This is a genomic window from Bacillus sp. RHFS10 (assembly GCF_016757475.1).
Lineage (GTDB): Bacteria > Bacillota > Bacilli > Bacillales > Bacillaceae > Bacillus > Bacillus subtilis_G.
The window spans coordinates 818,342-840,068 of sequence record NZ_JAESPO010000001.1 but is presented as its reverse complement, the minus strand read 5'-3'; the positions used below and the strand labels follow the sequence as shown (position 1 = coordinate 840,068).

Annotated in this window: 19 protein-coding genes and 9 pseudogenes; 9 read left to right on the top strand and 19 right to left on the bottom strand. The window is 37.1% G+C overall.

Features of this window, described 5'->3' with window-relative positions:
• Positions 1 to 41 precede the first annotated feature (41 nt).
• Both JMN17_RS04520 and JMN17_RS04515 read right to left on the bottom strand, forming a co-directional pair.
• Positions 42 to 509, bottom strand: a complete 468-nt coding sequence (locus tag JMN17_RS04520) for a hypothetical protein (RefSeq protein ID WP_202327518.1) — start codon at positions 507 to 509, stop codon at positions 42 to 44.
• 40 nt (positions 510 to 549) lie between these two features.
• On the bottom strand, positions 550 to 729 hold the full coding sequence (locus JMN17_RS04515) for a permease (RefSeq protein WP_242519854.1): 180 nt from the start codon (positions 727 to 729) through the stop codon (positions 550 to 552).
• 524 nt (positions 730 to 1,253) lie between these two features.
• Here JMN17_RS04515 and JMN17_RS21645 point away from each other — a divergent pair.
• A complete protein-coding gene (locus tag JMN17_RS21645) occupies positions 1,254 to 1,484 on the top strand; it encodes a hypothetical protein (RefSeq protein WP_087993962.1) in 231 nt (76 codons plus the stop codon).
• Between the two features lie 682 nt (positions 1,485 to 2,166).
• Here the strand turns inward: JMN17_RS21645 and JMN17_RS04510 are convergent.
• Positions 2,167 to 3,057, bottom strand: coding sequence for a CPBP family intramembrane glutamic endopeptidase (locus JMN17_RS04510; protein WP_087993964.1), 891 nt, complete (start codon positions 3,055 to 3,057; stop codon positions 2,167 to 2,169).
• A gap of 196 nt (positions 3,058 to 3,253) precedes the next feature.
• Positions 3,254 to 3,883: a type 1 glutamine amidotransferase family protein gene (locus JMN17_RS04505; RefSeq protein ID WP_202327516.1), complete on the bottom strand. Its 630-nt coding sequence runs from the start codon at positions 3,881 to 3,883 to the stop codon at positions 3,254 to 3,256.
• A 265-nt stretch (positions 3,884 to 4,148) separates the two neighbouring features.
• Between JMN17_RS04505 and JMN17_RS04500 the strand changes: the two are divergent.
• Positions 4,149 to 4,788: pseudogene (locus JMN17_RS04500) on the top strand (serine hydrolase); the annotation flags it as partial.
• Here the strand turns inward: JMN17_RS04500 and JMN17_RS04495 are convergent.
• A pseudogene (locus JMN17_RS04495) lies at positions 4,774 to 5,106 on the bottom strand (SMI1/KNR4 family protein); the annotation flags it as partial. The pseudogenes JMN17_RS04500 and JMN17_RS04495 sit on opposite strands and share 15 nt — an antisense overlap.
• Positions 5,107 to 5,539: 433 nt before the next feature.
• Positions 5,540 to 6,160, bottom strand: a complete 621-nt coding sequence (locus JMN17_RS04490; RefSeq protein ID WP_087993967.1) for a lytic polysaccharide monooxygenase auxiliary activity family 9 protein — start codon at positions 6,158 to 6,160, stop codon at positions 5,540 to 5,542.
• A gap of 718 nt (positions 6,161 to 6,878) precedes the next feature.
• On the opposite strand from JMN17_RS04490, the gene JMN17_RS04485 reads away from it, so the two are divergent.
• Positions 6,879 to 7,382 carry a DinB family protein gene (locus JMN17_RS04485; protein WP_202327514.1) on the top strand — a complete coding sequence of 168 codons (504 nt, stop codon included), beginning with the start codon at positions 6,879 to 6,881 and terminating at the stop codon, positions 7,380 to 7,382.
• Positions 7,383 to 8,077: 695 nt separating this feature from the next.
• On the opposite strand, the gene JMN17_RS04480 is transcribed toward JMN17_RS04485, so the two are convergent.
• On the bottom strand, positions 8,078 to 8,590 hold the full coding sequence (locus JMN17_RS04480) for a GNAT family N-acetyltransferase (protein ID WP_202327513.1): 513 nt from the start codon (positions 8,588 to 8,590) through the stop codon (positions 8,078 to 8,080).
• A gap of 226 nt (positions 8,591 to 8,816) precedes the next feature.
• Positions 8,817 to 9,030: pseudogene (locus tag JMN17_RS21640) on the bottom strand (UV damage repair protein UvrX); the annotation flags it as partial.
• Positions 9,031 to 9,612: 582 nt separating this feature from the next.
• Here JMN17_RS21640 and JMN17_RS04475 point away from each other — a divergent pair.
• A pseudogene (locus tag JMN17_RS04475) lies at positions 9,613 to 11,048 on the top strand (flavin monoamine oxidase family protein).
• 449 nt (positions 11,049 to 11,497) lie between these two features.
• On the opposite strand, the gene xynA reads toward JMN17_RS04475, so the two are convergent.
• Positions 11,498 to 12,139 carry an endo-1,4-beta-xylanase XynA gene (xynA, locus tag JMN17_RS04470; RefSeq protein ID WP_087993973.1) on the bottom strand — a complete coding sequence of 214 codons (642 nt, stop codon included), beginning with the start codon at positions 12,137 to 12,139 and terminating at the stop codon, positions 11,498 to 11,500.
• Positions 12,140 to 12,347: 208 nt separating this feature from the next.
• Positions 12,348 to 12,419 (bottom strand): annotated as a pseudogene (locus tag JMN17_RS22080) (hypothetical protein); the annotation flags it as partial.
• 24 nt (positions 12,420 to 12,443) lie between these two features.
• On the opposite strand from JMN17_RS22080, the pseudogene JMN17_RS22075 reads away from it, so the two are divergent.
• Together JMN17_RS22075 and JMN17_RS22070 are read left to right on the top strand one after the other, a co-directional pair.
• Positions 12,444 to 12,596, top strand: a pseudogene (locus JMN17_RS22075) (ATP-dependent DNA ligase); the annotation flags it as partial.
• 18 nt (positions 12,597 to 12,614) lie between these two features.
• Positions 12,615 to 12,764: pseudogene (locus tag JMN17_RS22070) on the top strand (ATP-dependent DNA ligase); the annotation flags it as partial.
• 243 nt (positions 12,765 to 13,007) lie between these two features.
• Here the strand turns inward: JMN17_RS22070 and JMN17_RS04460 are convergent.
• Positions 13,008 to 13,370 carry a hypothetical protein gene (locus JMN17_RS04460; RefSeq protein ID WP_087993972.1) on the bottom strand — a complete coding sequence of 121 codons (363 nt, stop codon included), beginning with the start codon at positions 13,368 to 13,370 and terminating at the stop codon, positions 13,008 to 13,010.
• 149 nt (positions 13,371 to 13,519) lie between these two features.
• Between JMN17_RS04460 and JMN17_RS04455 the strand changes: the two genes are divergently transcribed.
• Positions 13,520 to 13,603 carry a putative holin-like toxin gene (locus JMN17_RS04455; RefSeq protein WP_082786706.1) on the top strand — a complete coding sequence of 28 codons (84 nt, stop codon included), beginning with the start codon at positions 13,520 to 13,522 and terminating at the stop codon, positions 13,601 to 13,603.
• Positions 13,604 to 14,232: 629 nt separating this feature from the next.
• Here JMN17_RS04455 and JMN17_RS04450 read toward each other — a convergent pair.
• A complete protein-coding gene (locus JMN17_RS04450) occupies positions 14,233 to 14,691 on the bottom strand; it encodes an SMI1/KNR4 family protein (RefSeq protein WP_087993970.1) in 459 nt (152 codons plus the stop codon).
• 9 nt (positions 14,692 to 14,700) lie between these two features.
• Positions 14,701 to 16,503, bottom strand: coding sequence for an LXG family T7SS effector ribonuclease toxin YobL (gene yobL / locus JMN17_RS04445; protein ID WP_202327511.1), 1,803 nt, complete (start codon positions 16,501 to 16,503; stop codon positions 14,701 to 14,703).
• Between the two features lie 251 nt (positions 16,504 to 16,754).
• On the opposite strand from yobL, the gene JMN17_RS04440 reads away from it, so the two are divergent.
• Positions 16,755 to 17,528, top strand: a complete 774-nt coding sequence (locus JMN17_RS04440) for a hypothetical protein (protein WP_242519853.1) — start codon at positions 16,755 to 16,757, stop codon at positions 17,526 to 17,528.
• 228 nt (positions 17,529 to 17,756) lie between these two features.
• Here JMN17_RS04440 and JMN17_RS04435 read toward each other — a convergent pair whose 3' ends face one another.
• A complete protein-coding gene (locus JMN17_RS04435; protein WP_202327509.1) occupies positions 17,757 to 18,308 on the bottom strand; it encodes an SMI1/KNR4 family protein in 552 nt (183 codons plus the stop codon).
• An 85-nt stretch (positions 18,309 to 18,393) separates the two neighbouring features.
• A complete protein-coding gene (locus JMN17_RS04430) occupies positions 18,394 to 18,645 on the bottom strand; it encodes a SunI/YnzG family protein (RefSeq protein ID WP_202327508.1) in 252 nt (83 codons plus the stop codon).
• A gap of 88 nt (positions 18,646 to 18,733) precedes the next feature.
• On the opposite strand from JMN17_RS04430, the pseudogene JMN17_RS21635 reads away from it, so the two are divergent.
• Positions 18,734 to 18,832 (top strand): annotated as a pseudogene (locus JMN17_RS21635) (hypothetical protein); the annotation flags it as partial.
• Between the two features lie 448 nt (positions 18,833 to 19,280).
• On the opposite strand, the gene csaA reads toward JMN17_RS21635, so the two are convergent.
• The 4 genes and pseudogenes from csaA to JMN17_RS04410 form a co-directional block, all read right to left on the bottom strand.
• The gene (gene csaA / locus JMN17_RS04425; protein WP_087993868.1) at positions 19,281 to 19,613 is read right to left on the bottom strand and encodes a chaperone CsaA; all 333 of its coding nucleotides are present in this window, start codon (positions 19,611 to 19,613) and stop codon (positions 19,281 to 19,283) included.
• A gap of 64 nt (positions 19,614 to 19,677) precedes the next feature.
• Positions 19,678 to 20,403, bottom strand: a complete 726-nt coding sequence (locus JMN17_RS04420; protein ID WP_202327726.1) for an AraC family transcriptional regulator — start codon at positions 20,401 to 20,403, stop codon at positions 19,678 to 19,680.
• Positions 20,404 to 20,416: 13 nt separating this feature from the next.
• Positions 20,417 to 21,032: pseudogene (locus JMN17_RS04415) on the bottom strand (GNAT family N-acetyltransferase).
• A gap of 119 nt (positions 21,033 to 21,151) precedes the next feature.
• Positions 21,152 to 21,727 carry a TetR/AcrR family transcriptional regulator gene (locus tag JMN17_RS04410; RefSeq protein ID WP_202327506.1) on the bottom strand — a complete coding sequence of 192 codons (576 nt, stop codon included), beginning with the start codon at positions 21,725 to 21,727 and terminating at the stop codon, positions 21,152 to 21,154.

The window sequence follows — 21,727 nt, the reverse complement described above, 5'->3', positions numbered from 1 at the left end:
GCAATTCTGAATTAATAAAAATCAATTATCATCTTTCAACTTCATTTTTTTTGTGAAAGGTAATTGAAATCACTGTTGCTAATATTGTTAAGCTTGATGTCTTTGTTTATCTCTAGTGCATATGGTTTAATGAAGTCCACAATAGGTGTCATATCAAAAGGAAAATCAAAGTCCAGCAACTCAGAATTGGTTTTATATACGTGTTCTTTAATAAAGAAGTGACAATCTGGTTTCATGTTTAACAGGCCATCTATAAAAGAAAAGGTATCAGCTGTAAAGTCATCAAGATATCTTTCTTCAGTGAATGCAATGACCTGAAGAAAGTTGGAGGAACCCTCGTATTCATTTTCATCCTCTATACCAATTAAAACTGGATTATCACACAGCTTTTCTTTTCTTTTTGAATCAACAATTAAGATATAACCGTAAATGTTTGAAGTTTTTTTTTGTAGTACCTGAAAAAACTCGACTTCATTTGTTCTAAAAAGCCTGTAAAATTTTAAATCCATATAAACCTCACTCTTCATATGATGATTTCATTTCTACTCTCTAACCCTGCTCATTCGTTTTTTCTTCTTTTACCTTCTTGTTTAACTTGAAGCCAATCAAGACATTGATAATCGCAGCTGGAAAATATAACATTCCCGCACCCATTATTCCTAACGCAGTACTCGAGCCGACGATAAACGACTGCACTTCTGTACTTCTCGACTTTAGACTAAGTAACACAAGAATTCCCGCTAAGATACATATAAACCGAGCAACACCTGTATGAAGAAATCGGTTAAAATTCCAAAAAATTGTCCCATGGCCGATAACAGGATTCCCAGAATACTGGAAATTACAACTAGTTTTTTTATGACTTGTCACCCCTTTTTTAAATCCTTTTCTTTTCAACAAATCCTTCAACACAATACTTTTCAGTTCACCATCTCTTTCTATACAATACAATTCAACACCTTTTTAATGGCCACATTTGATTTTCCCTTTCTTACTTCACTTGTACATTACACTTCGGTTTAAGCTCACTTCCTGCTATTATCATCTTCTAAGCGCCATGAAGGTAGTTAGTCAAATAAGGTGAACTCTTGCGTGAGCGCCGGCGATTCGGGATTAAAAACAACATTTTTAAATTCATGGTCTTTTTGTTTTACATTTTTTAAAATACTTCTTTTATCTTGATTCCTTAGTCTCTCCAAGGACAGTGCATAACGTGTTAAGCTTTTAATAAAAACTTTGCAAGGAGTGGTTCTTTGCTTAAAGCTTCAAAATTTTTCATTTCATGTGTAGCTTTAATACTGTGCGTGTATTCATTATATAATCAAAGTGTTTTCCTCTTAACCTCTCTCCAAGTACTAGTTGCACTTCTCTTTGTTTTAATGGGGGTGGAGGCACTTTTAAAAAAACAAACGAGTTCTGCGTATTTTTTGTTCGGATCAGCGGCCATTATACTTGTTGTGAACGTAGTTAAATACATGATTTAACTTAGAATGTTCTAATTCCGCAGAAATATAGAGCCCCTGAATCAATAATGAAGGCAGCTACAATGCTCTTTATGTAATACTTTGCTCGCTTTTAATTTTTTCTTAAAATAGTTGAGTATGCCCTAGTTTACTCCTCCAATATTTAAAATTAAAACCGGTTTTATTTGTTTCCATTTTTCGGAAACGTTATTATCAAAGGCATAATACGTTTGAAACTTCCCATTAGTGATAATTGTTGCATGTATTTCAAAGAAAAAATGATGTATTTAAAAAATTTAAGATTTTCATGACGATCCCTCCGTTCTGTTTAGCTTTATGATATTGTGAAGTTGTTTTAAATTGGGAATGTTGTTTTATACTCAAAAACTTCAGCTGCAAGCAGATGCATCGTGTACCCAGCATTCTTTTGAAAGTCCATGCGAATAAACCTAATACAGTTAACACTAAGATGATCTCAACAATTGTTAAAATAGACATTTTTACTCCTTACTGTTTACCTCGACACTTGCCGTCCAAACACTTGCGCTCTAAAATTAGACGAATAATATTAACAACGAATGAGCAAGAAATAAGAATAGAATGGAAAACTCATTTTACATATCCATATTCTCATTAATAAAGGTTAACATTTTCACAGTAAACATTTATATCCTATTGTGTATAAACTGTATTTTTGTTTCTATTAAACACCTTCGCCGTTTCTCTTATTCTTACGCCAACAGCGAGCTATTACTGCTGGTATTAATAGCAGAGTACCGACAAAAAGCAACATACAAAAGATGACAAACAGTGCTCCTGTACCCGGCATAATTTCTTCGTAGGTTATAAAGCGTTCCTCCCCCTGCAGGACGAAAAACCGAGAATTTTCGAGAAAAGCTAGATGAAAGGCGATAGATGTCCATAAACTTCCTGTTACAATACGCAAAAGTTGAAGGATGAATCCAAAAGATAACAATAAAATGATGTAATCTAATGTGATAGCTGGTGATTCAATTCCTGCTATATATTGCAAACCACCTACAGTTATAGGTGCAAGCACAAATAGGATCGGCTGCAGGAATAAAGCTATAAAACAGTTAAACCGCCTGTTTAGAGCGTAGTACACCGCACCTCGAAAAGTTAATTCCTCTGGAAAAGCTTCATAAAAGAAAGCGATTATCATATTTAAGAGCAATACTGTAACCAAATGACCAGAGAAGTGAAATCGTGTAATGTTGATCCACCCTAATAAATGAGCGATAGCAAATCCAGATCCAGAAAGAATAATCACATACATTGCTCCCATAATGGCTTTCGGAATGGCTTGCCGCCACCCAGACAGTCCGAGAGAGCAGAATGGTCTACTAGAAAACCGTTTAAGAATAATGTAGAGCAACGGGACAGTAACTAGTGTCACTAAGCCTGCTTGGATACCTTGCTGCAAGAGCTTGGAAGCTCCTGCCTGGCGTGCCATTGAACCGACAAAAGTTGCAAAAAACAGCGCAAAAACGAACGTTCCCCAGCTGAAAAAAACAGCCGCCAGCCATTTAAGATGATTGTTTTGTTTTCCGTTTTGGATTTGATGAAATTGCATTTTCATCCCCCTTTCACAGCATGAACAGCATCAAACAAGAAAGCAAATTGAGCAGTCGATCATTAGCTTTCTTATTACAATACGTTCCAGATGCTGTTATTGTTTCAAATATTTGAATCACCCTGCTTCCATTGTATCGCTTTCTTCCATCATAAAAAAATGCCCCATCATTTCTGGAGCATTGGTACTGATTCTATCAATCTATTGTATTCATTAACTCGAAGAAGTGTTCTGGTTTTTGGGTCTTATTTAACTCATACCATGAATGCAATGTTTCTGGTGCAAATACATCTAATTTTTTCAGTACTTCCATCGCAAATTCCAGGGGAGCTATTCCTGATGCGGTGACCAAATTCTCATCAGATACTGCAGGTCCCATCTCATAAAATGCTTCTCCTTTATAATGAGGACAGACCATTTTCAAATACGATAAATCATTGCTTGTATGCTTTCTAGAGTCTAAGTATCCATAATTCGCGAGGCCCTCGGTTGCACCACAAATGGCAGCAACAATCGTGCCAAGTTGTAAAGCTTCGCCAACTTTTTTTAAGATCGGTTGATGAATATCTTCTCCCCAAGTATTCCCTCCGGGTAAAATCAGAAGATCTTCACTCTCAAACGTACACTTATCAAGGATAATATCTGGTTTTATGCTCAGCCCTCCCATCGTCTTTATCATTTCTTTATGAGCCCCTACTGTAACTACTTTTAGAGGTGCTACATCTTTTTTAAAGTATCTCCCTGAGTTTAGTTCAGCAATTAAATAGCCATATTCCCAGTCTGACATTGTATGAAATACATAGAGATAAACTTTTTTCGTTTGCATCTATTACACTCCCATCACAGTTGATCAAGCCCATGTAGATGACTTTCGTGCCATCCTTTTAAATAATGCCCTATGGTGGAAATATATGCAATTATAAAAATCTGCTACGCTTGCCCTATGATCAATGATGTAACATTTCACATAAGGCTCACCTTTAAAATAGGTGTTTTTCTATTTTGTTCCCCCTTCTGCCCTCAATGCCTTCTTAACTTATAAAAAAACAGAAAACAAGATGAATGAAAAGGGTTTTGTTAAACTAACAGTCATGGGGAACATTTCATTGGAAATATATCGATTTTACTCTTATTTTGAAATATGTATTGGACTTTATGTTTAAGCCTTACTGGTTTTAAACCCTCTTACGGATCAACGCATGCTGAAGCAAAAGCTATAGGAGAAACAAAAATGCCAAGCCGTATAACTACTATAAAATTTGTTCAGCTTGAGAAATGATTTGATGCTATGCTTGGCGTTGTAATTGACACAGGTATAAACAAGGCTATCGCCTATCGGCCAAATGAACGGTTTGCTTAAGCATCAACCTATAAAGTTCTAGCCGCAGCTGCTGCCCTGAAGAAAAACTTAATTGACAAAGACGATCTTGTTACATATTCTCCACTCACAGAAAAACACGTGGATACAGGCAGCTGCTATTCGTTACAGCGATAATACTGCTGGGAACATATTGTTGCAACAACTTGGCGGCCCTAAAGGTTTCGAAAAGTCACTGAAGCAGATTGGGATCATGTAACCAAGGCAAATCGATTCGAGACGGATCTAAATCTGCAGTTCCTGGGGATATTCGTGATACAAGCACCGCAAAAGTACTAGCAACCGACCTTAAAACTTTCACAGTGGGACAACAATCTCACGACTGACAAGCCCTGACCTTAACTGATTGGATGCTTCGAACTCGATTCCCAATATTTCGTCCCGTTAAAAGACACTAACATGTCAAACCATATCTCAAAATTGGAATCTAAGTTAACTGCATCTTCAATATTATCAATTGAATCTAGATATAACATATAATCTAATCCTTTTCTTGATCTGTTTGTGTCAATGACATATCTCCCATCATAATGATATCCAATTAAGACGTATCCCTCGGGGAAATTTTGGACTTCATTGTAATCAATAATTCCTTCTGTGCAAAGTAATTAAATACCGTCAAACATTTCCATCCCATTATGTTGTAACAAAAACTCTTTATAATCATTAGGGTTTTTAAATAGACTTTTCGAGTACACTTCTATTAAGGTAAAAAAATATCGGCAGATGCACGAACATCTAACCGATCTGAATAGAATAACTCCTTAAAAGCCTCACAGCATCCCATTTGATTCTGGAACTTCCATACTCAAACACTTTGTATTCTCTCGGTTCCGTTACATCTTCAGTCGTTGTTACAGTCAACACTTTACTAACTAGTAATGGCTTACCTGATACACTAATCGCTTTTCCCGTATAGCTATATCTATTGTTAGCTATTAAAACCGTATCGGTATACACTGTACTAGATGCATTGGCAAATTTTCTCATTATCTCTGTAAACCTCATATTCTTGTCCACTATCAACTGGATCTGACCACATTAATTCAATAGTATTTGCCGTTACTTTTGAGGCATTAAGATTTGTTGGATGGAGGTTCAACATCATCGTGTGAGGTTTACATCAATTACGTTATAAAAGGCATTAGAGGTGTCCGCAACATCCCACACCCCTAGAATGACATGATAACCACTGCGATCAGTTGGTACATAAATCTTATGAGATAGATTCGTATCGGCCCTTGAACCATCGTGATCAACAGTACCAATTAATTCAAACTCATCTCTTGTTAAAGGTTTGTTTGGATTCCAATCTTTCTTGGTTATATAATAGTGCCACTTTGTTGTTGCGTGAGGAGCAGTATAGTGCCAAGTAAAGGTGTTTAGACCCCCACGTATGTTTTGTTTTACCCAATGATCTGCAGTCTGCCTGTCTAACCCAAAATCAATTTGACCCGATCCTCCATTTGCTGATGCAATTTTCCCATCTGGTGGACCCGCTGATGGAAACCCTTTTGGTCCTTCTACCGATTGAGGATTATCAACTACGGAACCATATTTTTGAGTAGCTGCAGTCCAACCAATTATTTGTTTTTCTAATGATCCCATGTACGCTCGACTAGCAGGTTCTTTTATATACCCGTGTGCAGATACATCCCCTGCAAATAAAGTAGCACCAATACCTAGAACAGCAGTTAGAACAGCACCTTTAATAAAACTCTTCATTATTAACTCATTCCTCCCTTTGTTGTAAAATTTTTCTCTTTCCTACTATAATAATTCATTACATGTGAGGTAATCTCCTTCTTTATTTTTGATCACGTGAAATTTAAAGAACTTCATGTTCCCTCAGCTCCTTTGTTCTTCAGCTTATTGACAAACACTCTTTTCATACAGCTTCCATTTTAGTTACAGATACCGAAACACTTTATCAATCTCTTTTTGATCTTTTTAGCAACGCTATAAAACACATATCATCTCAATATCATTTAACCTGCCGCTCAATATTGGTTCTGTATATTTTCAAAGTAATCTTGTATTGAATTTTTAATAAAACAATGCAACTTGAATCAAAAACTGCAGCTGGCTTCTTTACTTTGTTATGTTCTTTCTCCTGAATCGTCTCTAATTAAAAACAAGACATGTTCCCCTTGCTTTTTAAAACACTTGTTCAGAATCCTTGTAAAAAAAGAATCCATTCTGCAATTCAACATCAAGCAAATTTCGTTCGGCTTCATTGTCATTTAGTTTGATTTTGATTTTGATTTCATGTATTTTAAATGTAAATTTGAAATACAGTCTTGACGTTTATTTAAGAATGTTTCGATGCCTTTTTTCATTGGATCATTCTTGCCTAAAATTTTGTTCTGTTTAACTAAACATGGCACTATAATTGAACTATAGGTTCATAGAAAGAAAACAAAATATTATAAGGAGGATTTTTGTGTTTCAAACCTTAAATCATTTTTTAAAATCTTGGGAGTTCGAAGCCGGTGCAACACAGAAAATACTAAATAGTCTAACTGATGAATCACTTAAACAGGAAATAACTTCAGAAAGTTGGACTTTAGGCCGTATTGCTTGGCATACTGTTGCTGCCATTCGCATCATTACCTCAAACACAGACTTAACGTTTCATGCCCCAGCTGAAGATTATCCTGTTCCTACTTCGGCTCAGTTTATAGCAGACAGTTATCATCAAGCCAGTAATGCATTTGTAGAGGCATTAAAAACCCAATGGACTGACTATACACTCCAAGAACGTATCAACTTTATTGGGCAACAATTGCCGAATGGTTCACTTTTGATGTTTTTAATTCAACATCAAAATCACCATCGAGGACAAATGACTGTTCTTATGAGACAAGCAGGGTTAAGTGTTCCAGGTATTTATGGTCCAGCAAAAGAGGAATGGACAAAATTTGGTTTGGAACCCCCGCAAATGTAATATAAAGAAATTAACCAAGCATGTTTTGATCAATCTTATTTCAAAACATGTTCTTTTCTTTTGTTCATTTATCAATGTTGTTATTAACATAAATTTGATTAATTTTTATTCCAAAACTAGACTAAAATAATATTGCCTGCGTGATCAGGATTATTCGACTTCATCCATTTTTGCTTAAGATCAGCTTTTCCCATTGTTTACACTTTATTTGACCTCACATTATTTTATCCATACTTTTCACATCTCTTTTCTGATTAAAATTATTGTTTTATTGAGATTCCTCATTAAAAAAAGCGCTCTGCTTTCTGCTGCAAGTGCGCTTCATCTCTCAATATATGGACATATATCATCATTCCAGATTATTTGGACTTCATAACTCTATCTTATAGTTGCTGAATCTTTCTTAAAAGCTTCTACCTGATCAACCTTTAAAAACTAAGACGGTATGCCGCCAATATAATTACAACATTAACTAAGAAATTCCTATAACATTGTTCTTCGGGTTTGCATATGAAGAACGCTAATTTAGTCCTCAAGCGAATCCTACAAAGAATGATCTCCCCGGCATATAACTTATCCCGTCATAAGCGAATTGTAGTGGTTATAGGAGGTATATTTTGTTTGTATCACCAATGTTGCTGCATTTAATAAAAGAACTTTTGTTAAAGAGGTAAGACTTAAAAATTATTAATAGTTTATTTCCACTCTTCTTCTAAAATAGCGTAATAATATTCATCCCACCATTCATTGCCTTTGGGAATACATTTTTTAAAAAAGCCTTCTCTTCTCATTCCGATTTTCTCCATAACTCGGTATGATGGAATATTCTCAGGCTGACACGTAGCTATAATCCTATGTAAGTTCATTTCTTTAAATCCATATTCCAAGATAGCTTGTGCTGCTTCAGAAGCGTACCCTCTATTTTGATAATTTGGATTAAACACCCACCCAATCTCATATGTATGTTCACCAAAATACTTATAAAAAACAATATGACCTATAAGATAATCTTCATCTATTAGCACTACAGGAAATTTTTCAGCGTTATCACCTTTGTTTTTATTTACAAATTCTTTAGCATCTTCTTCAGTAAAAACCCCTTCTGGTATATACTTCATAACATGAATATCTGATGTATACTCATATACAGCTTGCCAATCATTTAATTCAAATTCACGTATCAATAACCTTTTTGTTGTTATATGCATTAAAGTGACTCCCATCAAAAGTACTTAAACTTAATGTTTATTTCGATATTAAGACAACAATAACCTCTTTAAATACTATTCTTATTCAACAACTCAAGAAATTTCTGACCAGTGAACAGGCCATGGGATATGATTCATCACAATAAAAGCCCCGCTCGAGCTATCAGTAAGCCTTATCGGCTTATGAGGGACTTAAATCATTCACGTAAATTCATTAAACATCTTAAGAATTAACACATTTTTCAGGAACAAATCTGTAAAAAGGAATCAACCGGAACTGATGAAAAGCTTTTTTATTTAGAGATTTACGAGATGTATTCTTGGATCTTCAGCTATCATAAAAAGTACCGATCCTGTTTTGATTCAGAAATCTTTTTTAAGTTCAGAGATGCAGCTAACACTACACTTCCCTGTCTCTCCGTATTCCCTACAACAGCAAGTTCATAAATAAAAAATAGACCTCCCTTGAGTTAGGAATCTTCAAGGGTTAGGCCTACACAGATTGACCATTGAGCAAGCTCTTTGATGGGTAGCTTTTTGTACAAAGCCGGGGTATTGCCGTCCCTCGGCCTTTTTATTTTGTGCATCTCCAACAATTGTTTTGCTTACTGGGATTACCTTTATCCTATTTATCCTTGTCGATCATCAAAAGGTAACCTTCCAATTAGCAGTCAACCGGAATACTATTGATGTGTTCTTCAGACAAATCCTCATATTTCAGTTCCTCTTCAAGTTCTTCATGGCTAAATAAATGAATTCCTCTACCTCTAGGTGTTTAATTTGATACTTCGCTTCGAAGTTTTGAAGTTCCTTAAGAGTTGCTTTGTTCATCTAAGAGACTTTTTGAAATATTTACAGTCTTATAACAAAATTAGTCAATATATGTCTCCCCATTTTGTTCTTTTAATGAGAATAAATGTTCGTTTTGGCGTTCCAATTCCAAAAGATATGAACAGAACGTGATAGGCGTCCTTTTCACTGAATATAATGCCATAAATTCAAAAAAGAGGTGCCTCCGAAAAATGAATTCTCTCACGAATGATGACATGGTGAAGATTATTAGAAACGGACTTAGCGCATCACATCATCCAAAGCATATTATTGTTGTGGGAGCCGGATTGGCCGGGCTTGTATCAGCATCTTTGCTGAAAAATGCCGGTCACAGAGTAACGATTCTTGAAGCGAGCGGAAGAGCAGGCGGCCGTGTCTGCACGTTGAGATCTCCCTTTAGTGATGGTTTGTACTTTAATGTTGGTCCGATGCGCATTCCGAATATCCATATGTTAACCTTAGAATATATAAAAAAATTCAGGCTGCCAACAAATGTATTTATCAACAAAAGCCAAATGGACATCATTTACACGAACGGAATTAAAACACGTCTCCATCTTTTTGAACGAAATCCTCAGATATTAAGATACCCCGTTGCACCAAACGAACAAGGGAAAACCGCGGAAGAGCTGATGCTTTCTGTATTGCAGCCTATTCTGCATTTTATTAATCAAAATCCAGAGAGAAATTGGCGGATTGTTGAAGAACAATACAAAAATGACTCGTTAAGCTCTTTTTTAAACACATATTTTTCATATGGCGCGATCGATATGATAGGAATCCTTTTGGATATGGAAGCGTATATGGGTATGTCCCTTGTTGAAGTGTTACGGGAATCCATCTTTTTCACTTCACCAACTCACTTCTATGAAAAAACAGGCAGAATGGATCGGCTTCCTCACGCGTTTCTTCCTCAACTAAAAACAGATATTCTATACCATCAAAAAATGATGAAAATTTCTCAAAATGAGCACAGCGTTACGGTCCATTGTCAGCATCAACAAACAGCAGAGCATGTAGCGTTCACAGCTGATCTTGCTATTGTAACCATTCCTTTTTCAACATTGCGATTTGTCAAAGTCGAACCATACCATTCTTTTTCCTACTATAAACGGCGGGCAATCCGCGAACTGAACTATATAAGCGCAACCAAAATCGGCATAGAGTTTAAAAGCGATTTTGGGAAAAAGCCGGGCAGCGCGGCGGGCAATCTATTACTGATCTTCCGATTCGATTTTCGTATTATCCAAGCACTGGTATTGGAGCAAATAGACATGCTGTTGTTCTGGCGAGTTATACATGGGCAGATGAGGCACTGATGTGGGACAGTCTTTCAGAAAGAGAGCGTATTCAGTATACTTTACTGAATTTATCAGAGATATATGGCGATATTGTATGGTCTGAATTTGTGTCCGGCGCTTCTTTTAGCTGGAGTCAGAATCCTTATTCTGCGGGGGCCTTTACAGCTATGGAACCCGGACAAGAATTAGAACTGTACCCCTATATCCCTGTTCCTGAGGGAAGAACCCATTTCGCTGGCGAACATGCCTCACTCACTCATGCGTGGATGCAAGGCGCAATTGAGTCTGGAATCCGTGCCGCTTATGAAGTTAATCGTTTATCTTAGATCCTGCTCTGTGCTAAATCTTGTTGTCTATAACAAAGTAACCCTTGCATTCCTTCACCTGCCATGCTATTTCATATAGCGATGAGCTGAATTGTGTAAGCCGATGTACATGCCCTTTGCGGCGCACACGAATGTGGCGTGTCAAAAGAGGTACTACAAAGCTTTACACAGCGAAGTTCATCGCTTTTTTTATTTGGTCAGGTCACAGGTGAGGTCACGCATTTAACAATAAATCCATCTTATCTGCTGCTTCTAATTGCATTGATTGAAGTGCGTGACTATATATTCCTAATGTTTGTTTAATAATTATTTACCATATCCGAGGCATATATTGGGATTCCAACTAAAAGACCGTCGATTATTAGTAACTCACAATAATAACAATGATTATAAAAATTCTTAAGGAACGATCAGCAGCCCGTTAGCTACCCCTGATTAAAGATGATCTGTTACCACACTGTTACGTTAGAACTTCCACTACTTTGATATCCCTCTGTCGCTAAGACTTGGTAAGACCAATTACTACCCAGATTCATTCCATGACTCTTCCATGCGTTAACATGATTGCTGAAAGTGATTGTAGCGTTGCTTCCAGTTGGTCTCTTCGACTGGCGAACACTCCAATACTGTGTAAAAGTAGTGTTTTCGCCATCAATGGAAGGAGCATTATAACGTGTCGTTGTATATATGTCATATACACCCCCATCACTGTATACCGTACCTTTATACGTTCCAGTAGGTCTATAAGTACCCCATGAATCCACTACATAATATTCTATGAGAGGTGATCGCGTCCAACCATATAAAGTCAAATATCCATTGCCTTTCGGCGCCCAAACGCCAGCGTTATAGTTTATTGTCCTAAATGGAGAACCTGTAGTCCAACCTTTACCAACAACAAAATTACCGGTATTAGACCAATTCACACTGTAATTCCCGCCAGACCCATTGACAGCGTTTACTATTCCGCCCCCATCCGTCCAATTTTGCCAGTAGTCTGTGCTAGCTGCGGAGGCGGTTGCCGAAAACAAGCTTATACTCATTAAAGCTGCCGTTAATCCAACTAAGAAATTCTTTTTAAACTTAAACATATGTTACCTCCTATAATATTTTTTCTGACTTTGACATGAGGTAGCACTCGTATATATTTAAAACATTCTTAATTACTAACGCCAAAGCTTTTGATCGTTCCCTTCAATATAATACCATGAATTCACGAGTGAATATTATGACTATTTGTAATTTAATTACAAAGGACTAAAATTACATTATAGGTAGTCTTGTTCCACCATAGCCTTATCATTTTTCGTAGAATCGCAATTCTTGTTTCTAATCTGATGGAATAATATCTGTAATTAATCCCCATTCGAACCATTTATCACAAAGAAAATAAACATTAGAGATTGTGAAGTCATTGTAGCTTCTCCAGATGGTGCTCCTGACTTTGAAGCTGTAATGGAACGTTTTATGTCCAAAAAATCAGCCCATAAGATTGTTTACTCTGTCTTCGATGTTATCTTCAAAGACGGTCAGTTAATTGCCTCTAAGTCGTTCATTTGCCTTGGCCAAAGAAAAAACTTAGAGGCAATCGTACTCAATAAAGCTGACTCCCCTTATGAAATTAATAAACGTTCTCATAATTGGCTGAAAGTGATCAATTATGATTATACTGAAGTTCTCATAACCAGCTACAATGGAGCTGCAGCTGGGTTTATGTAATTCATTCCACATGAAGAACGAAGTAAGTCCACTCTATGAAACAAGTAAAGTCTGAATTGTAGAATTTTTCCGTTTTTACACATATTAAATATCGACAATCATTCAAATGATTTAATAATTGAATGGCTCTGTTAAATTTTAATGTTGATAAATACGCAAAAATAAAAGGAAGCCCTAGTAAACAGAGTTTCCTTCAATCTTGTTTATGTAACGCACCCGATTCCGGAACAGTTTACTGTCTTATATAAGACGGTTCTCTAAGGATTCGATTGCCTGTTTTAATGCAGTTAAGCGACGCTCATTTAATGTTTTTTGAGAACTGCCTTCTTTTGCTTTTGCTAATTGTTTTTCAATAGATGGAATGATATCTTGTAGAACTTCTTTAGAAGTCAATATGATTTCTTGCTCATAGCAAAAATCTTCACCATTCCAAGTACCTTTTAGGCTTTCTAAACCAATTTTTACTGCGCTTAGTCTCTTTTTGACAAGGGTTGTGTTTGAACCTTTTTCTGTCGTGCTTTTATAAGCATTTGAAAGTTTACTAAAAGTTGACCTCAAGGATTCAATAGATAAATCTTGGATTTCTTGGCTAACAGTCTTCATATTCAACCCTCACTTTTCGTTTTGCTCGTTATCAATATATTGTGAATTTTTAACGACAAGGGGATTTATGTATAGTATAATATTTCCTGTACATTAAGTTTGCTCACTCTAGGGAGTCTTGCTCATCCCCTATGAAAGGGGGTGAGGCTATGTCAACATTCCAGGCATTAATGCTAATGCTTGCATTCGGGTCATTTATAATTGCCCTGTTGACGTATATAAATAAAAAATAGACCTCCCTTGAGCTTAGACACCTGAAGGGCTAGGTCTATCTAGAACGACATCTGAGCAAGCCCTTTGATGGGCAGCTTTTTGTACATGCCGGGGTGTTGGCGCACCTCGGTCTTTTTATTTTATGCATTTCCTTAAATCAAAATACAAAAAATAATTATATAATTGTATCATTACCCTAATTATAACCATATAGAAATGGTATTTGCAATACTATTGCTTTATGGTTAAAACCATTATTTTATTTAGATTGAGGATATAGGTTCGACAAGCAACAATACTTTGGTATTGTGTTAATCGTATCATCAGCCCTATCTTCACTAAGCCCACAGTACAGCTACTCAGGGACAACAACTTTCAAAAAGTGAGATTAAGCAAACAGTTATTTTAAGTCAAAAGCGAGCCTCCATCAAACCTAGCGCATCTTTATGAGTTTCCAAAGTATATAAGCACCAAGAGATAATAAGCCAACACCTAGCAAAAAAGTTAAAATCAAAGCACCAAAGAAATAAAATCCTCCCATGAATCTCACTCCTTTTTCAGTATCATGCCATCAATGACCTTGATACCTTAATGTATATCATATGAGCTCAGATTCAATAAGTTTCGGCCTTATTTGTAATACTTTTGCTTAATCTTCCCAGTCTTCATCCTCATCCCAGCCATCTTTCGCTTCCTGAATCTTATTATAAAAAAATTCAATAAAGCTGTCTGCAACAGTATCTTGATAACCAATTACCCTATCCCATTCAACTACAGGGCATTCTCCGTCTTTCATTTTATTCGTATCTAGACAGTAAGCAAAATAATCAACATCTTCAATAACTACAAGTCCATCAGTAAGGCCATAGTGTTCTCTATATTCCTTAGTTTTATTTACAACTGATGCATGATCAAAGTTGTAGCCTAAAACTAGAACACCGAATAAACCCCCTGCACCGTATTTTTCTAAAAACCATTTATAGCTATTGGGAAGATCGCTTTGTAGAGTTTCTTCAATGCGAACAATGTTTCCATGACTTGTGCCATCTGTAAATATAGCATTTTGTTTATTTTCATTAATAAAGTTTTCAACCTTCGAATAAATCATTTAAACACCTCAATTCCCATTCTCAAATTGTTTCGCTCTCCACTTCCAATATCTCTTTCTAAAGCTTTCGTATTGGGCCTTTAAAACCTTATCATTTCTAAAACTTTTACCATCAGACTTAAGCTTATGAATGACATCACTATATTTTGTATGTAAACTGTTCGGGATTTCAAGCATTGGGCCAGGTTCTTCTTGAATCAAGTGATGTAAATTAATCTGTGTGCCATCTTTTGCATAAGGGGCATTCCCGTTTTTCATTAGTTGAAGATTTGTAACGCCGAATTCCGTTTTTTGATTAATATCTATATCTTTCATAGTATACACTCTTCGGCTTACATCTTTAACTTCCCCCTTCGCCTTTACCTTCCCCTTTATTTCATACGCTTCATACTTTTCTTTATTTAACCATGGTGGATTAATCTTTTGTCCAGTAAACGGCTTTCTTGTTCCATCTGGTAATTTCTTCGCATTAGTCAAAAGTTCATTCTTAAGGTTTTGGCTATCAACCACATTGTATGGTACGTTATCTGCTAGAGCAAGCTTATACTTAGGATTGTAAGGTAGTAAATCTGGAATCTTAACGTCCTTCATTTTCTTCCCTGCTTGGCTTGCTTTGTTTATTACTTTGCCCGCTGCATCTGCTTTGTTAATGGCTCCTGCACCTTTGGTTCCAAAAACAGCTACAGCCACTGAACCAATTGCATACGTCACCCATCTGGATCTAGAATAGGCATCTCCATTCACCATATCTTTTTGATACGATTCTTCAATTGCTGCTGAAACAGCATCATATGTTTTCACTGGGTGAATAACTGCATTGCCTAGTGCTAACAAGGTTTCTCCTGGATCGGTGATGAAGTCCCATATGCCGGTTACAGTGTCTTTACCAACATCATATAAACCTACTCCTACACCTTTTACGATATCCCAGGTGATTTCTCCTGCCCCTTCTAGCTGCTTTGCTTGTTCGATTTGCACCGCAAGCTGAACTTGAGCTGGCTCAAGATTCTCGTAGCCTACTTTCTTAGCGATCTCTAAATACTCATCAGGATCAGACACACCATCATTAAGTTTTTTCTTTAATTCTTTGATTTCTCGTTCTTTTGCTTCTTCTTTTTTCACGCTTAAATAAGATTCAGAATGCTTCTCAATATCGCCTTTTTTCTTATGTATGTCACTTTCTCTATACGCTTTGGCGTTATATTGAATCGGGGTGGCGTTTCTCCCTTTGCCTGTTGATTCCTGCAGCTTTTTAAAATCTTGCTGAATGAATTGTTCGTTAGGCTCTGTTTCAGCGTATTCTGTTTTTAAATCCTCATCAAGCTTGTTTAGCTTATCAATTGTTTTTTCACGTTTGTCATCTGCAGAAGAAAGTTTGTCTTTGAAGTCTTCTGTTGAGAATATTTCAAGGGGAAGAATATCATTGATGTCGTTTAAGATGTCTTTCATCGCTTTCTTTTGTTCAGACATAATGGATTTTGATTTTGTATAAGCGTTCACCAGCTCATGTTCTAGGAAGGATTCTTCTATGTAAGCATCAGACATCTTAGCTTCTTCAAGTTTTGCAGAAACGCTGCTTAAAAAAGCAATTTTCATATCAATTAAATCAATCCATTGATCGGTAACACCGACATGATCATGATAAAATGCTTTAATGTTGTTAGCACCCTTACCTGAAAACTCGCTGTCATCTAAGTCAGCTACGGACTTAAACGCTTTTTTGAGCTTCACCATTTGTGACCTTAGTTCCTTGAACTCTTTGGTTCTTTTATCCGCTTCAGAGAGTAATGAATCAGCTTCAAAAACCTTCATATCATTCTCCTTTCACGCTTACTCCATATAAATTTTACCACAAATCCCCATGTTAGCACCTAACACACAACCAATTAACCTAGGAATTTAGAACTTTAAATGTTTCTTAACTCTCTAAAAATCAATTGTAATTTTTTAGGTTATTTGATACGATCCTGTCTGTAGGTGGGATATATGTAATTATTTGTAACGATTTAACACTCGTTAATTGTTCATTTGTTATGTAACACAGAAAAAGGAGATGATTGTTTATGAAAAAGTTGTTAAAATGCTTTGGATTAACCGCTCTAACTGTTGTGTTACTTCTTTCTGGACTCTTCACACATGAAAAGAAAGTAGCTGCAAGTGAATCATCTAACAAAACAAGCATCCAAGGAATCGACCTTACCCAACGTATTTCTTCAGTTAATGGAATAAAGCAAAAAACTGAAGGATCAAAACAACCCATTTCAGACGCTTCTAATAAGCTAACTCAAATAGCAAAAAAAGAAGGACTTGAAGTTGAAAACTCATACCAAACTTATATTGCATATGGTAAAAAAGATGGCAAAATTTCAACTGGACAAGTCACTTCTGACAGTCAGCGTATAGGAATACAGAAAAGCTCAAAAAGTGTTGTTTACCTAAGCCATACTTTTTTAGGTGGGAAAGTGAACAAAGTTATTCATGGAGTAGAGATTTCAAAAGTCGTTGGGGTTCGGCCTGCCACACTTGAAGTTCAACAAGCACTATGTGAAAGTGGCTACTATAACAAGCAATTTACGTGTCCACATGTTATTAGAAAAACCTTTGTTGGGGGACAGATTAAGAAAGGGGCAGAAGTACATCAGCTTCTTAACGTTGACTATACTTCTTTTTGGAAATATTCAGGTAGTGCCATTGCAACATGGGCAGGAAAACCTCCTACGCTTCGAACTCTAACATGGACTGAAGGTTTGTACTTAACCAATAAAAAAGGTACTTTCTTTCCTGTTTATACAGATAAACAATCAGGCTTAGACTTGCTTGCACCTGCGAACGTTTAAGAAAGTTAAGAAAAAAGTTGACTGGGGAAATAAAGAAAGAAAAGCATACCGAGCATGGTATGAGAAAAAATATGGGAAAAAGACTTGGGCAAAGTTTGAAATACACCATCAATTACCTAGAGAATATGGTGGCGGTAACTCCACTAGCAATTTAATTCCATTAGATAGCGCATTTCATAGAAGTGAAGTTAATCCTTGGTGGAGAGCGTATTAATAAACAAGAGACTCCTAATCATAGGGAGTCTCTTCTAAATCCATATTTTCATAATACAGCTTAACATCTTTGTTTATTTCCCAATATTTAAATCCATTAGAGCTTACCAACCGGTCTAACCAAATTTCAAAATTTGGAGCAACCTCGATAGCTTCATCGAAATGATCAATCGCATCCAAATAAAACATAAAGTCAAGACCCTTTTCATACTGTTTAGTATCAATTAGATAACGGCCATCAAAATGATACCCAATTAAAAAACAATTTTCAGGAAGATCTTCTGTTTCATTGTATTCCAAAACATCTTCAATACTAAGTATTTCAACCCCATCAAAAAACTTCATTCCATTATGTAGAGCTAAGAATTCTTCATAATCCTTGGGTAGACTTACATTGAAATGTGATTTTAGTTTTCTAATTTCTTCTTCTGTTGCAGGTTCATTAAATTCAAATGTGGCGTCTTCTAATACGAAACCACCTGGTTGAATCATTGGAAAAATGCCGTACTTAGAAACAGCTTCTTTAATACCAGCAAGTGTCATATGAATAAGTTTGCCTTCTTCCATATCCTATCCCCCTAACAACAATTAACTAGATTTCACCATGTTATGATACACAAGGAAAGCATTACTATAGGACATTAATTGGTTATTAGGAAACAATTTTACTCATAATTGAAGCAGCATTAGTCGTGAACAAAATGTAAGTGTTATTTGCTGTTTTAATCACTACCCTATCCGTAGAGCCATAAGGAAAACCTATCCTTACTGCGCTTTTTCCCTCTCCCCCATAGCTTGGATCAAGAAAAACATCATTGATTTCTCTGATTGGAATTTCGATTTTGGATAGCTGCCAATTGATAATTAAGTTTTCATTTGTTTTTTCAACGTTGATTCCCAGCATAAAACATTCCCCTTTTGACTATGAATTCAGTAAAATTTTAACATACGCCAGAAAGTCTTAAAGAGAAATGCAATGATATTAAGGAAAAATTAAATTCACAATAACCGCATTCACTTTGAGCCTATCGTTGGCAGCTTGTAGCTCAAATGATGCTGAAAAAGTACGCACAGAAAAAGAAATTCAACAAGTCTGGAGAAATTTCCATTCAAGCTGTGCCACCATCAACAAAATAAAAGGTTGTAGATCGTTTTAGAGGGAACCCTAAGAACATAGACACAGCAGCTGAATTATAGCAAGAATTTCTATAGGTTTACCTAGTCTTAAATATTCCTGGGCTGGTATATTCGCTCAAGCTGTTTTTGGAACATCCTATCACAAAAAAACAACTCGTTATTACTCAATACTAATATGAATATGTACTATCTACAATGACAGTAAATATAGCAAAATAAGATACGAATAAAAAATTACAAAGTTACCCTTGCATTCCTTCACCCGCTATGCTATATTCATATAGCGATGAGCTGAATTGTGTAAGCCGATGTACATGCCCTTTGCGGCGCACACGAATGTGGCGTGTGGTGCATCGCCTCAATACGCAAAGACGTTTGCCTTAGGCAAACGTCTTTTTTATGTTATCCGATTTTTGTGCCGTTTGGGACAGGCTGATCCGGCTTCAGCAGGACGACGTCACTCTGGCCGGGAATCCCGCCAAGGACCAGCACTTCCGATTTAAATCCGGCAATCCGGCGCGGCGGAAAGTTGATGACTGCTATGATTTGCTTGTTGATGAGATCTTCCGGGTGGTAACGCTTCGTAATTTGCGCACTCGATTGTTTCATGCCGATGTCTGCTCCAAAATCAATCACAAGCTTAATCGCCGGGACTCTTGCTTCAGGAAATTCTTCCGCTTTTACAATAGTGCCTGTTCTGATATCCAATTTCTCAAAGTCCTCAATGACTGCCATATCAATAACTCCTTTTTCTCCTATTATAAAAGAGCTTTCTAAGGCTCGTTTAACCATAGAGCCATCATTTTTTATCCAAATATAAGGTGCATCGATACAGCCGGGGCGGCATGCCTGTACTTTTTGTAAACCACCTTGTGAATGAAGAGAGATTTTGAAAGCCCAGCGCTTCGCTCACGACAGTAAGGGTTTCCTTTTTCTCCATCAGCATTCGTTTCGCTTCCTCGAGACGAAGATTGGCAATATAGGTCTGCGGAGACTGCCCCGTCTGCTTCTTGAACCAGCTTGAATAGTAAGCTGGGTGGTAATGCTCGATTTCTGCCAGCTTCTTAATCGTCAGCCGCTCAGATAAATGGTTGTGAATGTAGGCAATTGAGGCGTATATATGGGATTGCAGCTTTTCTTTTATGTATTGAACAAGCATATGCAGTGAGTTCGTGGTGCCGGCCTTTTCTTCCTCAGTAAGCAAGTACCTGATCGAAGACCAGAATGGATCGAGCGCAGCTTCAATTCCCGATCCTGCACGATACTCGTTAATTTTCATCGTATGAAGCGGAACATCCAGTACAAGACATTCATTTCTGCCGATTGACCGGAAACGATGCTCGCACTCAGGCGGGATATATAAAAAATGATCCGGCTTTAATTTCACCTCGCGTCCCTCTGTCTCAAGATCAATACACCCTTCAAGCGGAAAAAGCAATTGGCTATATTTATGCTGATGTGAATGATAAAGGCGTGTATATGTCCGTTTTTCGCAAATTATGTCTTGAAGCAAGTCCATCAGCAATCCCCTCCTTTGATCATCTTTTGATCCGGTAATGGTGTTCTGATATAGGAAAAAATCCGATTTTTTCATATAAAGAAACTGCCGCCAGACTTTCTTTCAGCACTTGCAAATAGATGTGCTTGGCTCCGTTATTGATTGCCCATTCAGTCAATGCCTGATCACTTGAACTCCTGCCCCTTTTTACTCTTTGCTCCTTGGCTACAACGATGTTACTGAGTCCCCCGTAGCCATCAATAAAAGAAGCCGTTCCAAGCGCTGTCAGGTTCCCTTGGTCATACATCGTGAAAAAGGTTTTACACCGCGGCATGCGCGAAAATATGTGTATATCCTTGGTGCCGCTCCGGCGAAAATCCTTCTAATTGAATAAATGTATCAATCCAAACGGGGGACGGCTTTTGAAAGCACTCTTCTGCCTTTTCATACCCGCTGTCTGCCAATGCATCATCAAGCCCTTTCGGAGATGCATGGCTGATTTGAAAACAAACGGGCAAGCCTAAGCATTTATAAAAATGCTCGGCTGCTTACCGGAAATCTCCTTCAGGCATTTCCGCTGATGTCCACACGCTGTTCGCCCTTTTGGTTACGCCAAAGTTCGCTCTGAGGAGCCATTGTCCCATGCTTTTCTGAATTTAAGACCGCCATGATGCTGCCGCTAACTGCTCAATTTTGTGAATGTCCTGTCTCTCCCCTATGTATACTCCTATGATATTATACAATATTCAGAAATATAAGACATCTATTAAATAGTTTACATAATGTTTTTATTGTTCATTAATAATCCTGACAAAAATGTCCGAATTGAAAATGACAGGCTTTCTGAAATATCCTCTTCACGTTCAAATGCTTCTTTTGCGATCAAAGCCGTAAAGCCATGCAACAGGCTTCTTAGCCCCCTTGTCGCGTGAATCGCAGTCTTTTCGTTTGCATAGCCGTTTTCATTGAGCAGCTTCGAGACAAGCTGGACAATATGATCTGAGACAATTTCCATCCTTTTGTCCTGAACCTTGAGCAAAGCTGCTTCATAATATCCGGGATTTTCAACTGCAAAATCCACATATGCATGAGCTAAAGAAAGCATAGCGGAATCACCCTTTTGTTCTGTTACGGAGTCTGCCATATGATCTAAAAGCTTCGTCAGCCCGCTGACAGCGAGCTCTGTTCTGATCGCTTGCAGCCCGTTGATATGATTATACAGCGACGGAGGGCGTACATTCATTTTTTTAGACAGTGCGGCAAGTGTGACACTATTCAAGCCCTCTTGATCGGCAATCTCCGCTGCGGCGTCTACAATCATTTTTTGGCTCAATCCAATTCTCGGTGACAT